Source organism: Cupriavidus sp. OTU4054, from assembly GCF_038440175.1.
Taxonomy (GTDB): Bacteria; Pseudomonadota; Gammaproteobacteria; order Burkholderiales; family Burkholderiaceae; genus Cupriavidus; species Cupriavidus pauculus_D.
Genome location: NZ_JASATF010000012.1, coordinates 36,353 through 48,789, shown reverse-complemented (window position 1 = coordinate 48,789; position 12,437 = coordinate 36,353). Strand labels below are relative to the sequence as shown.

Sequence of the window (12,437 nt, the reverse complement as noted above, 5' to 3'; positions counted from 1 at the left end):
CAAATACGCTGGTGACGCGCTCCAGGTTGCTGTACTCGCGATCGCCGCGTTGACCGATGTGACCGTACTCCGCGTACATGCCCCTCTTGCCGATCGGCGGACGGAATACGAAGCAGACACCTCGTTGCAGAACGCTTCGCCTTCGGCGAAGCGCAGTGGAATGAACGTCCCCTTGCTCGCGGCCTTCGACTGCTGTTGCTGCCATGCGATTTACGCTCAAGTCGAGCGCGTGGCATCGCATTTGTGTGAGGTAGCAGAGTAGGTGTGTTTTGACAGTTAGAACAACCGTCGAGAAGGGATTTTTTAAACGAATCCAACAGTTTTCAAGACTCAGCGGTCTTTCTGTGGAGATATTGCTGACACGTCGGCACCGACAATAAACTGAGGCAGATCCTCGCTAGGCAAGGACCCGCCGTCAGCTCGATGTTCAGCCTGCCTCGCTTTATTGTGGGAGATTGACGCACTTAATTGCTCAGCGGCACAGCAAGGCGGGCCCGCAGGCCCGCATACCGTCACAGGAACTTGAACAGGTTCATGCCCTGGATCTGGATGAACGACTGCTGCGCGCCCTGCAGCGCCGTCGAGCGCTGATAGTACTCGGCGATGGCCGACGCGTAGTCGAGGTCTTCGAGGTTCGAGCGGACGGCTTCGTTGCTCAGGTCGCGGTTGGTGCCGATGGTGTCCAGCGCATCCAGTTCCTGCATGCGCGAGCCGACCGACGAGCGGACCGTCAGGACGTTGTCGAGCGAGTTCGAGAACTGGCGGATGCCCGTGGCCAGCACGTTCTGCAGGTTGGCGTTGGCGCTATCGCTGCTGAGCGGCTGCTTGAGCGTGTCGATCACGTTCTGCAGGTTGGCGAACATGTCCGCGCCGGCCTGCTGCGCGGGCTTGATCGTCATCGTGTCGCCGTTGGCCGGGGTGCCCTTGACGGAGAACGTCACGCCGCCCACCGAGATCGCTTCGTTCTCGTTGTAGTTGACCGGGCCGACCACCACCGCCGGCGTCGGCAGGCTGTTGTCGGTAATCGAATACTGCATGCGGCCCGTGCCGTCCGGCGCGAAGTTCAGCGTGAACGAGTGGCCATAAGCGGCGTTCGTCGGATCCGATGCCGAGATCGCGCTGTACGTGGCATTGCCCGTATTGCCCGCGTTGCCCTGCAGCACGTAGCCAGCGTTGGCCGTCACGCTCTGGAAGATCTCGGCGCCATTGTTGGTGGCCTGCATCTGGCGCGCGACGTCGACCTGCAGCAGCTGGTGACCGGTGTCGCCCTGATACACCACGCCGCCCGAGGCGTTCTTCGTGAACGGCGCGGTGCTGGACTGCAGGCCCGCGAACAGGTAGTTGCCATTGCCGTCGTCGGCATTGGCCAGACCGAGCAACTGGTCGTACTGGCCTTGCAGGGCCGTGGCCAGCGACGCGCGATCGGTGTCCGACATCGTGCCGTTACCCGCGTTCACGAGCAGCGTCTGAATGTTCTGGATGGTCGTGGTGATCGTCTTGAGCGAGTTCTCCGCCAGGCCGAGCGTCGAGTCCGCCTGCCTGCGCGTGGTGGTGTACTGCGCGTTGACGGAAGTGGCCTGCTTGATGCCCAGGATGCGGGTGGCCGCAACCGGATCGTCCGACGGGTTCAGCACGCGGCGGCCGGTACCCAGCTGCTGCTGCACGTGCAGCAGCGACGACTGCTGGTTGTTCATCGACGACACGCCCTGGGTGTACAGGGTGGAAGTGGCTACGCGGGTAATCATGGCGAGTTTCCTTCAGTTCCTTGGGTTCTGTCGTCAGGCAATGCTGATGAGCGTGTCGAAGATCGTGCTGGCCGTCTGGATCACGCGCGCATTGGCCTGGTACAGCTGCTGGAACTGCAGCATGTTGACCGTTTCTTCGTCCATGTTCACGCCGGACACCGATTGCTGCGCGTTGTAGATCTGCGTGGTCACGCTGTCTTGCGACGTGGACTGGATCTTGACCGACTGCGCCTTGCTTCCGACGTCGTTCACGAGCTGCGCGTAGGCATCGTTGAAGCTCGCCACGCCGTTGATCGTCTTGGCCGTCTGCAGCTTGGCCAGCGCGAGCATGTTGCCGTTGTCGGACACCGCGCCCGAGTTGTTCGACAGCGTGATCTTGTCGCCGTTGCTCGGCGTGCCGCTGAAGCTGAACGTCATGCCGTTGATCGTGTAGTCGACGTTCGCGCCGTTGGGCGTCGGGGTCGGCTGCGGCGCCAGCGGCGTACCGGCGGCATCGGTGAACGTGTAGCTCGACGTCGCGCTGCTCCACGTGGCCGTGATCTTGCCGGCGAACGGCGTGAAGCCTTGCGCGACGTTGGTCAGCTTGGCAGCCGCGTTGCCCACGTTGGTCGTGGTGGCATCGGCACGCGCCGGCGACGCGGCGGCAACCTTGGCCGGGTCGCTGATCAGCACGTCGAAGCTCGAGCCCGCGTTGCGCGTCGGCTGGATCTCGAACGAGTCGTTGGCGGCCATGCCGGCGCCCACGTTGATGCTGACGCCGTCCGCGGTGAGCGTCATCGGCGCGGGACCGCCCGCGGTCGCCACGACCTTGTTGTCCGACTTGCGCAGCAGCGAGTAGTTGGTGCCGTCGAACTTCAGCGTGTAGTCGCTGGTCGTCAGCGCGCCCGCGTTCGTGATCTGCGCGGACACCGTCGCGGTGCCCGTATTGCCCTGCTTGCCGTAGACGGTCGGGCCGCCGATCGCGAACATGTCGGTGCCCACGGCACCGTTCAGGTCGAGACCGAGCTTGTGCTGGTCGTTGAACGTCTGGCCCAGCGCGATCGAGATGCGGCCGATCGCGTTCTGCGCGCCGTCCAGCGAATCGCTGCGGAACTGGAGCAGGCCGCCGAGCGAACCGCCGTTGATCGCGCCTTCATCGGCTTCCTGCACGGAGCCATTAGGCAGCGTGAAGGCGATTTCCGTACGGCTGCCGTCGGAAGCGGACTGCACGGCCTTGAGGTTGTACGAATCGGAACCCATCACCAGCGGCTGGCCGTTGGCGGTGAGGATGTTGTACGAGGTACCGCCGTCCTGCACCACGACCTTGGCGCCGATGAGGCCGTTGAGCTGCTGGACGATCTGGTCGCGCTGGTCCAGCAGGTCGTTGGGCGGCTGACCGCCGGCCTGCGCGCTCATGCGCGTGATCTCGGTGTTCAGCTTTGCGATCTGCGCGGTGTACGTATTGACCTGATCGACCGTGGTCGAGATCTGCTGGTTCACACCGTCCTGCAGTTGCTTGAAATAGCTGCTGGCGGACTTGATCTGGCCAGCCAGCGCCTGCGCGGCCGACAGCATGCCCTGACGCGTTGCCGGATCGGACGGCGTGTCCGACACCGCCTGCACCGAAGCGAAGAACTTCTGCATCAGTGGCGCGAGACCGCCCTTCTGGTCGGCGAGCAGATCGTCGATCTGGGAAATCTGGTCCGAGTACGTGGACAGCTGCGCGCTGGCGGACGTGGCGCCACGCAGCTGGTTGGTCAGGAACGAATCGTAGACGCGCTGCACGGACAGCGTATTGGCGCCCTGGCCATAGAAGCCGGAGCCGCGCATCTGGCCACCGGCCGACGCGATGATCGTGTTCTGGCGCGTATAGCCGGACGTAGCGGCGTTCGCGAAGTTGTGGCCAGCCGTCGAGAGCGCGTTCTGCGCGACGTTGAGCCCCGAAAGACCGATATTGAAGAGAGACATTTGCTCTGACCCCGGATCAGTTGGCTACCTTCGGCACACGGCCGAGGGCGGTGAATGTGCTAGATAACGGCAGAAACCCGGCGGGACTTTAGCTTCGCATTCCATCCCGCTTCGTTCGGCTTTACTGGGCTTTTATTGGGTTTTATTACAGGTTCGAGACGCGTTCACCGAAGATACGGACGTGTTGAACCCCGCCCCGCGCGGAGCGAGGGACGGGCGGCACGCCATCGACGCGGGGGCCGCAGGCCGCCGAAACTACGTCGATACCTTCTTCATGATCCGCACAAGCTTCTCGCCATACGCCGGATCGGTGGCGTAGCCCGCGCGCTGCAGGCCATGCGCCGCCTCGTCGGCGTTGTTGGCGGCGACCACGCCCGCATAGCGCGGATTGGTCGTCAGCAGGCGCGCGTAGTCGGCGCACGCCTCGTCGTAGGAACCGTACGCACGGAAGCGAGCGCGAACTTTTTGCGGCTGGCCATCGACGTATTCCGTCGTCATGACTTCGGCCACCGGGCCGCGCCAGTTCGCGCCGGCCTTGATGCCGAACACGTTGAATGTGGTGCTGCCGTCGGCGTTCGTAATCTCGCGGCGGCCCCAGCCTGACTCGAGCGCGGCCTGGCCGACGATGAGCTTGGCCGGCACGCCGGTGGCGCGGGACGCCGCCATGGCCGGCGCGGCCATGCGGTTCACGAATTCGCTGATATGGGCCGGCGAGTCCTCGGGCAGCTGGCCGAGCGCGGTCTGTCCGCCCTGCCACTCGCTGGCGGATTGATACTGGCGCACGCCCGTGCCCGGGCTCCACGAACCGCCCTGCACGACCGTGCCGACGGGCGGCGGTCCATCGGCGTCGGTGGCGCCACGGCTGTCGAGCATCGCGGCCAGTTGCGCGTTCTGCGCGCTGGCGGCGGCCTGCGCGCCCGTCACGCCGGGCATCGCCTGCGGCACCTGCACACCCGCGGCGCGCGCGAGCTGGCGGTACATCACGTCGGCGAGGCCGATGCCACGCGAGGACATCTGCTGCGAGAGCTGCTGGTCCATCATCGACATGTACAGCTTGGTCTGCTGGCTGTCGAACATGCCATCCTGCGGCGTGGCATCGCGCATGCTCTTGAGCACCATCTGCGTGAACACGGCTTCGAACTGCTTGGCCGCATTCTTGAGTGTCTGCTCGTTGTTGCCGGCACGCGCCTGGTTCTTCAGCGCCTCGAAGCCCTGCGTGTCGAGCGCGAAGCGCTGCGAAATGTCGCCAGCGGAGGTGTCCAGCGCCATCAGATGATCTCCAGTTCCGCGCGCAGCGCGCCCGATGCGCGCATCGCTTCCAGAATCGTCTGCAGGTCCGCGGGCGTCGCGCCGAGCGCGTTCAGGCCCTTGACCACGGCCGCGAGCGAAGCGCCCGCCTTGACGATCTGCAGCGAACCGCCACCTTGCTTGAGGTCGATCTGCGACACCGGCGCCACGACGGTCTGGCCGCCGCTGAACGGCGCGGGCTGGCTGATCACCGGCTGCGTGTTGATGACCACGGAGAGGTTGCCATGCGCGATCGCGCAGTCTTCCACCGTCACCGCCTGGTTCATCACGATGGAACCGGTCCGCGCGTTGAGGATGACCTTGGCGGGACCCCGTGCGCGCGTCACGTCGATGTTCTCGATGCGCGCGAGGAAGTTGACCCGCTCGGTCGGCGTCTGCGGCGTGCGCAGCTGCACCACGCGGCCATCGACGGCCTGTGCCACGCCGGGGCCCATCGTGCGGTTGATGGCCTCGATCACGCGCTCGGCCGTGCCGAAATCGGTGTCCTTGAGTTCGAGGTTCAGGTAGCCGCCTTCCGGCTGGAACGACGGCACCGCGCGCTCGACCACGCCGCCGTTGGCGATGCGGCCGACCGCGAGCTGGTTGATCTGCACCTTGCTGCCATTGGCCGAGGCGCCGGCGCCGCCCACGAGCAGGTTGCCCTGTGCGATCGCGTAGACCTGGCCGTCGGCGCCCTTGAGCGGCGTCATGAGCAGCGTGCCGCCGCGCAGGCTCTTGGCGTTACCCATCGACGACACCACGACGTCGAGCTGGCTGCCCGGCTGCGCGAACGGCGGCAGCGTGGCGGTCACCATCACCGCGGCCACGTTCTTGAGCTGCATGTTGCGGCCGGCGGGCAGCGTCACGCCGAGCTGCGAGAGCATGTTGGTCAAGCTCTGCGTCGTGAACGGCGTCTGGGTGGTCTGGTCGCCCGTGTTGTCGAGGCCCACCACGAGGCCATAGCCCACGAGCGGGTTGTCTCGCACGCCCTGGAAGTTGACCAGGTTCTTCAGGCGCTCCGCGCGTGCGCTGCCCACGGTGGCGCCGAGCACGAGCGCGACCATCAGCGCGAAGATCAGCACGCTGATGAGCGAAGCTACGAGAGACGCCCGAACGTTCGGATGAGTATTCGAAGGCGAAAGCATGGCGGGATCAGTACGGTAAGACATTGAGGAAGAAGCGCTGGAGCCAGCCCATGTTCTGCACTTCGTCGATGTACCCCTTGGCGGTGTACTCGATGCGCGCATCGGCCACCTGCGTGGACGGTACGGCGTTGTCGCCGGTAATCGTGCGCGGATTCACCACGCCCGAGAACCGGATGAATTCCGCGCCCTGGTTGATGGCCATCTGCTTCTCGCCGGATACCACCAGGTTGCCGTTCGGCAGCACTTCCAGCACGGTCACGGTAATGGTGCCGTTGAACGTGTTCGCGGCCGATGCACCGCCACTGGCCTTCATCCCGTTGGCGCCGCTGATGTCCGCGTTCTGGGACGAGCTGAACAGCCCGCCGAACGCCCTGGGCACCGCGTTGAAGGCAAGATTGGTGTTGCCGGTACGGCTTGCGTTGGTTCCCGATGCCTTGGTGGCGTTGACGTTCTCGTTGATCACGATCGTCAGGATGTCGCCGACGTTGCGCGGACGGCGATCCTCGAACAGCGGGTTGCCCGCGTACGACGCCTGGAAGATGGAGCCGGACGGCGAGATCACGTTGCGCTGTTCCGCGCGCGCGGTGGTCGGCAGCTGGACGAGCGGCTCCTTGGGAATCAGCGCGCAGCCACCGGTGGCCAGCACGGCGATGCCGGTCAGGCAATACAGCGCGATCGTGCCCATGCGGGACACCTGGGTGGCTTGACTCATCACTGTCATCCCATCTGGGTCAGGCGCTGCAGCATCTGGTCAGACGTCTGCACGGCCTTGCTGTTGATCTCGTAAGCGCGCTGGGTCTGGATCATGCTGACCAGTTCTTCCACCACGTTCACGTTGGACGATTCCACGTAGCCGCCCTGCAGCGTGCCGGCGCCATTCAGGCCGGGCACGGACGTGTTGGGCGCGCCCGAGGCGTCGGTCTGCGCGTACAGGTTCTCGCCCAGGCTTTCGAGGCCGGTCGGGTTCGGGAACGTGGCGAGCTGGATCTGGCCGACGTTGACGGCGTTGGTCTGGCCCGGCGTGGTCACGGTCACCGTGCCGTCGCGTGCGATGGACAGCGACGTGTAGTTGGCCGGCAGCGTGATGGCCGGGTTCAGCACGAAGCCGCTCGACGTGGTCAGCTGGCCGTTCGGGTCCACCTGGAACGAACCGTCACGCGTGTACGACGTGGTGCCGTCGGGCATCGTCACCTGGAAGAAGCCCTGGCCGATGATCGCGACGTCGCGCGAGTTGCCGGTTTGTTGCGGGTTGCCCTGCGTGTGGATGCGCTCCGTGGCAACGGGACGCACACCGGTACCGAGTTGCAGGCCCGAAGGCAGCACGGTCTGGTCGGACGACAGCGCGCCGGGCTGGCGGATCGTCTGGTACATCAGTTCCTCGAACACCGCGCGGCTGCGCTTGAAGCCCGTGGTCGACACGTTGGCCAGGTTGTTCGAGATCACGTCCATCTGCGTCTGCTGCGCATCGAGACCGGTCTTGGCAATCCAAAGAGAGCGGATCATGTTGTTCCTTCTGTATCTGCTGTGAGCGTGACGGGTGCTGCGCGCTTCAGTTGTTGCCCAGCAACGCGTTCGCGCGCTGGTCGTTCGAATCCACGCCGGAGATCATCTTCATCTGCATCTCGAAACGGCGGGCGTTGGCGATCATGTCCACCATCGCTTCCACGGGATTCACGTTGCTGCCTTCCAGCGCGCCCGAAATGACTTTCACGCTCGGGTCAGCCTGCAGCGGCTCCGCGCCCTGGCGCAGACGGAACAGGCCGTCGTCGCCACGCGCGAGCGAATCTGGGGGCGCATTGACCACACGAATGCGGCCAAGCTGCGCGAGGCCGTTGGGCTGGTCGCCCGGGCCACGCGCCACCACGCTGCCATCGTTGCCGATGGTCAGCTGTGCGTTCTGCGGTACCGCCATCGGACCGCCTTCGCCGAGCACCTGCAGGCCCGTGGAGGTCTGCAGCTGGCCGTCGGCCGACACCTGCAGCGAACCGGCACGCGTATAGGCTTCGGTGCCGTCCGGCAGTTGCACTGCCAGCCAGCCGTTGCCGGTGAACGCGAGGTCCAGGTCGCGGCCCGTGTAGGTCAGCGGGCCCGCCTTCATGTCCGCGCCCGGCGTGGACGCCAGCGTGAACGAACGGGTCTGCGTTTCCTGCCCCACCACCGGCACCGCGCGATACATGTTGATCTGCGCGCGGAAGGCCGGCGTGGAAGCGTTGGCCAGGTTGTTCGATACCGCGGCCTGCTGGTCGAGTATCTGCTTGGCGCCCGACAGGGCGGTATAGATCAGGCGGTCCATGGCGGTCCGTCAGCGCGCGTCAGATGTTCACCAGGGTCTGCAGGACCGTGTCCTGCGCCTTGATGGTCTGTGCGTTCGCCTGGTAGTTACGTTGCGCGACGATCAGGTTCACCAGTTCGCCCGAAAGGTCCACGTTGGATTGCTCCACCGCGTTCGACTGCAGCGTGCCCATCGAACCGCCGGCCGAGCCGAGCAGTTCCGGACCCGACGCGCCGGTCGAGGACCACACGTTGTTGCCTTCCGGCTTCAGGCCTTCGGCGTTGGCGAATGCGGCCAGCGCGATGGTGCCCAGCGAACGGGTCTGCTCGTTCGAGTACGAACCGAGGATCGTGCCGTCTTCCTGCACGCTGAAGCCGAGCAGCGAGCCCGATGCGAAACCGTTCTGCACGATCGACTTCGGATCGTTGTCGGCGCCGAACTGCGTGGTGCCGGTCAGGTTCAGCGTCATGTTCATCGCGGCGGCGCCATTGCCGGCCGGCAGCGTCAGCGCCGGGTTCGCGGGCGTCGTGGACTGCATCACGCCGGCGTTGTCGAACGACAGCGTCACGGGCGTGCCGCCCACGATATTGCCGTTGGCGTCCAGCACGCGCATGGTCCAGTCGGTACCGCCGGCGACCGTCGGGGCCGCGCCCGACTTCGAGAAGTAGGCGGTCAGCTGCACCTTGTTGCCGAGCGAGTCGTACGCGGTGATCGGCGTGGTGTAGTTGTACATGGATTTGGTCGGCAGCACGGCCGGTGCGGGCGGCGCGGCCGGCGTCGTGGCGAACGCGGTGGTCGGCACGGTGCTGCGCGAGTCCAGCTGGAACTGCGCGGTGATCTGCGTGGTGGCCTGCGGCGGCAGCTGGGCGTTGCTGATCGTGATCGGCTGCGGTACGCCCGTGGTCTGGCCGGCGGCGTAACCCGTCACCTGCAGGCCGCTCGCGTTGACCAGACGGCCGTCCGGCAGCTGCTGCAGCTGGCCGTTGCGCGAGTAATACACCTGACCTTGTTCGTTGACGAGGCGGAAGAAGCCGTTGCCGTTGCTGATGGCCGTGTCGAGGTTCCGCCCCGATGCGGCGATGTTGCCGTTACCGAACGACTGCACCACCGAGTTCACGCGCACGCCCAGGCCGATCTTCGAGCCTGCGTAGACGTCGGCGAACTGCGCCGTGGAAGCCTTGAAGCCAACGGTGTTCGCGTTGGCGATGTTGTTACCGATCACGTCCAGGTTGGACGCCGCGGCGTTCAGACCGCTTACCCCTTGACCAAAACCCATGACTTTCCCCTTTTAAGGCTGTCTTTCGATATTTGCCCGCACTCGTATGCGGACCGGGTGAAGAATTCGAATCCGACTTACGAGATGCGGCGCACGTCGTCGACGTTGGCCGTGGTACCGTCTTCGAGGTTGACCAGCACGCCGGTGCTGTCGCCACTGATGCCCTGCACCTTGCCGGTAACGAGCGCGACGGGACCGACGTCCTTGCCCGCGGCCGTGGCCGTGACCTTGAACTTGTAGTCGCCATCGGGCACCGCGCCGCCCTGGTCGTTCTTGCCGTCCCAGGCGATGTCGTGCACGCCCGCGGTCTGGCCCTTCATGTCGATCGTGCGAACGACGTTGCCGTTCGCGTCCAGCACCTGCACCTGCACCGCATCGGCCGTGCTCGGGATGTCCATGGCGATCTTGCCCGGCACGCCCGCGTCCACCGACACGGCGCTGCCCGGAACCAGCACGGTACGGCCGATCAGGTTCGCGGAGTCCATCGCGCGGCTGGCCGCGGTCTGCGACAGCAGCGCGTTCAGCGTGGAGTTCACGTTCTGGAGACCGCTCACGGTGGAGATCTGCGCGAGCTGCGAAGTCAGCTGCGAGTTGTCCATCGGGTTGAGCGGGTCCTGGTTGTTCAGCTGCGTGACCAGCATCTTCAGAAAGTTGTTCTGGATGTCGGACGCGCTTGCACTGCCCCCCGCGAGGGCGCTGTTCAGGGCGGAGTTGTCGTTGCTGACGCTCGAGGTCGAAGTCATTGTGGTTTCCGGCTAGTCCTGGAGAGAATTTCGTTCACATCACTGACCGATGGTCAGTGTCTTGAGCATCATGGTCTTCGCGGTGTTGAGCACTTCGACGTTGGCCTGATACGAACGCGAGGCGGAGATCATGTTCACCATCTCTTCCACCGGGTTCACGTTCGGCATCGTCACGTATCCGTTGGCGTCAGCCAGCGGATGCGCGGGGTTGTGGACCTTCCGCGCCGGCGATGGATCTTCCATCACGCCCTCCACCTGCACGCCGCCCACGTCGGTCTGCCCCGGCGTCGGCGCCATGCCGAAGATGACCTGCTTGGCGCGGTACGGCTGGCCGTTCGGTGCAACGGCACTGTCCGCGTTGGCGAGGTTGGACGCCGTCACGTTCATGCGTTGCGACTGGGCCGCCATCGCGGAACCCGATACGTCGAAAATGCTCATCGAAGGCATGGTCTGGCTCCTTGGCTTCGTCTTTAGCTCTGGATTGCCGCAAGCATCGTCTTGATCTTGCCGCTGACCACCGTGAGGCCCATCTCGTAGTGCACGGTGTTGTCCGCGAACGCCACGCGCTCGGTATCCATTTCCACGGTGTTGCCGTCGATGCTCGACTGCAGCGGAATGCGGTACTGCAGGTCGTCGTCGTTCGACGCGGCCGCCTGTGCAGGCAGATGACGCGTCTGCGTGGTCGACAGCGACAGGCCTTCGTTGCGCTTGCCGCGTTCCACGGATTCGCTCAGCTTGCTCGCGAAGTCAAAGTCGCGAGCCTTGTAGCCCGGCGTATCCGCGTGGGCGATGTTGGAAGCAATCACCGATTGCCGCTGGCTACGGAGGCTCAGCGCATCCTGCTGGAAGCGCAACGCCGCATCGAGTCTGTCGATCATGTCTGTCTGCCTTTCCTGCTAATGGGGCTTCTTCAGGGTTGCCATCTTAGGTGCCGGGTTGTCGAGCCAATCGTCCGAATAGGGATGGGAAATCCGCGCAATTCGCGCCGCGCTCTCGCGCGAGGCTGCCTACAATGGGCTCCACTGACTGGCATGCCGTTCGCGCCCGCCATCAGGCCGCACGGCGCTTTCACGGGGCGCCGCACGGCCCGCCCGCGCAACCGTTGCCATGTCGAGTTGTTTTTTCCCATCCTTGCTGGATGTCGCTCATGACTCGTTTCCAACAGGCCGCCCGGCTGCTAGCACTGGCCGGGCTTGCCTTGTCGTTCCTCCCGCCCGCGCAGGCCGCGCCGGCGCAGGTCACGCCGGTTCAGGTTGCACCGGCCGTCAACCCTTTTCCGGAAGATCCCGTCCGCGCCGCGGTCGAGCAGTTCCTGCTGCGCCAGGCCATCGGCCTGCCCGGCAAGGTCAGCGTGCAGGTGATTCCGCCATCGGGCGGCCGTGCGCCCGACTGCGTGGCGCCGGACCCGTTCCTGCCCGCGGGCTCCGCGCCGTGGGGCCGCGTCAATGTCGGCGTGCGCTGCGGCGGCGACCGTCCATGGACGCGCTATATCCAGGCACGGGTGTCCGTGCTGACTGATTACTACGTGGCCGCGCGCGCGATGGCGCCGGGCGAGCCCATCGATGTGGCGGACCTCGAACTGCGCCAGGGCGATCTGGCCGCGCTGCCGCGCGCGGTGGTCACCGATCCGTCGCAGGTAGCGGGCGCCGTGGCGGCCAACCGTATCGCCGCGGGTTCGCCGATGCGGACCGATCTGATGAAGAAGGCGATTGCGGTCCGCTCCGGCCAGACCGTGACCGTGGCGGTGGAAGGCGATGCGTTCCAGCTCACGAGCGAAGGCAAGGTGCTGGCGGATGCCGCGCCGGGCACGTCTGTACAGGTGCGCCTGCGCAACGGTCAGGTCGTGAGCGGGATGGTCCGCAACGCGGATACGGTCGTTTTGCAGCAGTGACCGTTCTAACGAATTTGTACGAAGAAGGCTGAAGTAGCTGTTGGGATCCCCGATGTTGGGACGGCGTTGGAGGGGCGTGCGAGAATGCCGGGACCTCTCCCCCAAAAAGTGTGGGAAAGCGTACGTTCAGG

Annotated in this window: 12 protein-coding genes; 1 reads left to right on the top strand and 11 read right to left on the bottom strand. The window is 65.3% G+C overall.

Annotated features, from left to right (window positions below; all coding sequences use genetic code 11):
- Positions 1–512: 512 nt before the first annotated feature.
- The 11 genes from flgL to flgB form a co-directional block, all read right to left on the bottom strand.
- Entirely contained in the window at positions 513–1,745 is a 1,233-nt protein-coding gene (gene flgL, locus AAHB16_RS15695) for a flagellar hook-associated protein FlgL (RefSeq protein WP_150375566.1), read from the bottom strand.
- A gap of 33 nt (positions 1,746–1,778) precedes the next feature.
- Positions 1,779–3,692 carry a flagellar hook-associated protein FlgK gene (flgK, locus tag AAHB16_RS15690; protein WP_342051403.1) on the bottom strand — a complete coding sequence of 638 codons (1,914 nt, stop codon included), beginning with the start codon at positions 3,690–3,692 and terminating at the stop codon, positions 1,779–1,781.
- A gap of 255 nt (positions 3,693–3,947) precedes the next feature.
- Entirely contained in the window at positions 3,948–4,961 is a 1,014-nt protein-coding gene (gene flgJ / locus AAHB16_RS15685) for a flagellar assembly peptidoglycan hydrolase FlgJ (protein ID WP_150375570.1), read from the bottom strand.
- Positions 4,961–6,043 (bottom strand): flagellar basal body P-ring protein FlgI, encoded by a 1,083-nt coding sequence (locus AAHB16_RS15680; protein WP_446718100.1) that lies wholly within the window; start codon positions 6,041–6,043, stop codon positions 4,961–4,963. The genes flgJ and AAHB16_RS15680 overlap by 1 nt, the downstream gene beginning before the upstream one ends.
- A gap of 88 nt (positions 6,044–6,131) precedes the next feature.
- The gene (flgH, locus tag AAHB16_RS15675) at positions 6,132–6,836 is read right to left on the bottom strand and encodes a flagellar basal body L-ring protein FlgH (protein ID WP_150375574.1); all 705 of its coding nucleotides are present in this window, start codon (positions 6,834–6,836) and stop codon (positions 6,132–6,134) included.
- A gap of 5 nt (positions 6,837–6,841) precedes the next feature.
- Positions 6,842–7,627, bottom strand: coding sequence for a flagellar basal-body rod protein FlgG (gene flgG, locus AAHB16_RS15670; protein ID WP_109585456.1), 786 nt, complete (start codon positions 7,625–7,627; stop codon positions 6,842–6,844).
- Between the two features lie 46 nt (positions 7,628–7,673).
- Entirely contained in the window at positions 7,674–8,417 is a 744-nt protein-coding gene (gene flgF / locus AAHB16_RS15665; protein ID WP_150375576.1) for a flagellar basal-body rod protein FlgF, read from the bottom strand.
- 19 nt (positions 8,418–8,436) lie between these two features.
- Complete coding sequence (gene flgE, locus AAHB16_RS15660; RefSeq protein ID WP_150375578.1) at positions 8,437–9,672, bottom strand: flagellar hook protein FlgE; 1,236 nt, start codon at positions 9,670–9,672, stop codon at positions 8,437–8,439.
- Between the two features lie 77 nt (positions 9,673–9,749).
- Entirely contained in the window at positions 9,750–10,415 is a 666-nt protein-coding gene (locus tag AAHB16_RS15655; RefSeq protein ID WP_150375580.1) for a flagellar hook assembly protein FlgD, read from the bottom strand.
- Positions 10,416–10,454: 39 nt separating this feature from the next.
- Positions 10,455–10,862 (bottom strand): flagellar basal body rod protein FlgC, encoded by a 408-nt coding sequence (flgC, locus tag AAHB16_RS15650; protein ID WP_109585452.1) that lies wholly within the window; start codon positions 10,860–10,862, stop codon positions 10,455–10,457.
- A gap of 23 nt (positions 10,863–10,885) precedes the next feature.
- Positions 10,886–11,293 carry a flagellar basal body rod protein FlgB gene (flgB, locus tag AAHB16_RS15645; protein ID WP_150375582.1) on the bottom strand — a complete coding sequence of 136 codons (408 nt, stop codon included), beginning with the start codon at positions 11,291–11,293 and terminating at the stop codon, positions 10,886–10,888.
- A 269-nt stretch (positions 11,294–11,562) separates the two neighbouring features.
- On the opposite strand from flgB, the gene flgA reads away from it, so the two are divergent.
- Positions 11,563–12,306 carry a flagellar basal body P-ring formation chaperone FlgA gene (flgA, locus tag AAHB16_RS15640; protein ID WP_150375584.1) on the top strand — a complete coding sequence of 248 codons (744 nt, stop codon included), beginning with the start codon at positions 11,563–11,565 and terminating at the stop codon, positions 12,304–12,306.
- Positions 12,307–12,437: the final 131 nt, after the last annotated feature.

Bases quoted from the DNA above. Each gene is read 5' to 3' on its own strand.
- flgA (WP_150375584.1), top strand. From the start codon at position 11,563: ATGACTCGTTTCCAACAGGCCGCCCGGCTGCTAGCACTGGCCGGGCTT.
- flgJ (WP_150375570.1), bottom strand. From the start codon at position 4,961: ATGGCGCTGGACACCTCCGCTGGCGACATTTCGCAGCGCTTCGCGCTC.
- flgK (WP_342051403.1), bottom strand. From the start codon at position 3,692: ATGTCTCTCTTCAATATCGGTCTTTCGGGGCTCAACGTCGCGCAGAAC.
- flgL (WP_150375566.1), bottom strand. From the start codon at position 1,745: ATGATTACCCGCGTAGCCACTTCCACCCTGTACACCCAGGGCGTGTCG.
- flgE (WP_150375578.1), bottom strand. From the start codon at position 9,672: ATGGGTTTTGGTCAAGGGGTAAGCGGTCTGAACGCCGCGGCGTCCAAC.
- flgH (WP_150375574.1), bottom strand. From the start codon at position 6,836: ATGAGTCAAGCCACCCAGGTGTCCCGCATGGGCACGATCGCGCTGTAT.
- AAHB16_RS15655 (WP_150375580.1), bottom strand. From the start codon at position 10,415: ATGACTTCGACCTCGAGCGTCAGCAACGACAACTCCGCCCTGAACAGC.
- flgF (WP_150375576.1), bottom strand. From the start codon at position 8,417: ATGGACCGCCTGATCTATACCGCCCTGTCGGGCGCCAAGCAGATACTC.
- flgB (WP_150375582.1), bottom strand. From the start codon at position 11,293: ATGATCGACAGACTCGATGCGGCGTTGCGCTTCCAGCAGGATGCGCTG.
- flgC (WP_109585452.1), bottom strand. From the start codon at position 10,862: ATGCCTTCGATGAGCATTTTCGACGTATCGGGTTCCGCGATGGCGGCC.
- flgG (WP_109585456.1), bottom strand. From the start codon at position 7,627: ATGATCCGCTCTCTTTGGATTGCCAAGACCGGTCTCGATGCGCAGCAG.
- AAHB16_RS15680 (WP_446718100.1), bottom strand. From the start codon at position 6,043: ATGGTCGCGCTCGTGCTCGGCGCCACCGTGGGCAGCGCACGCGCGGAG.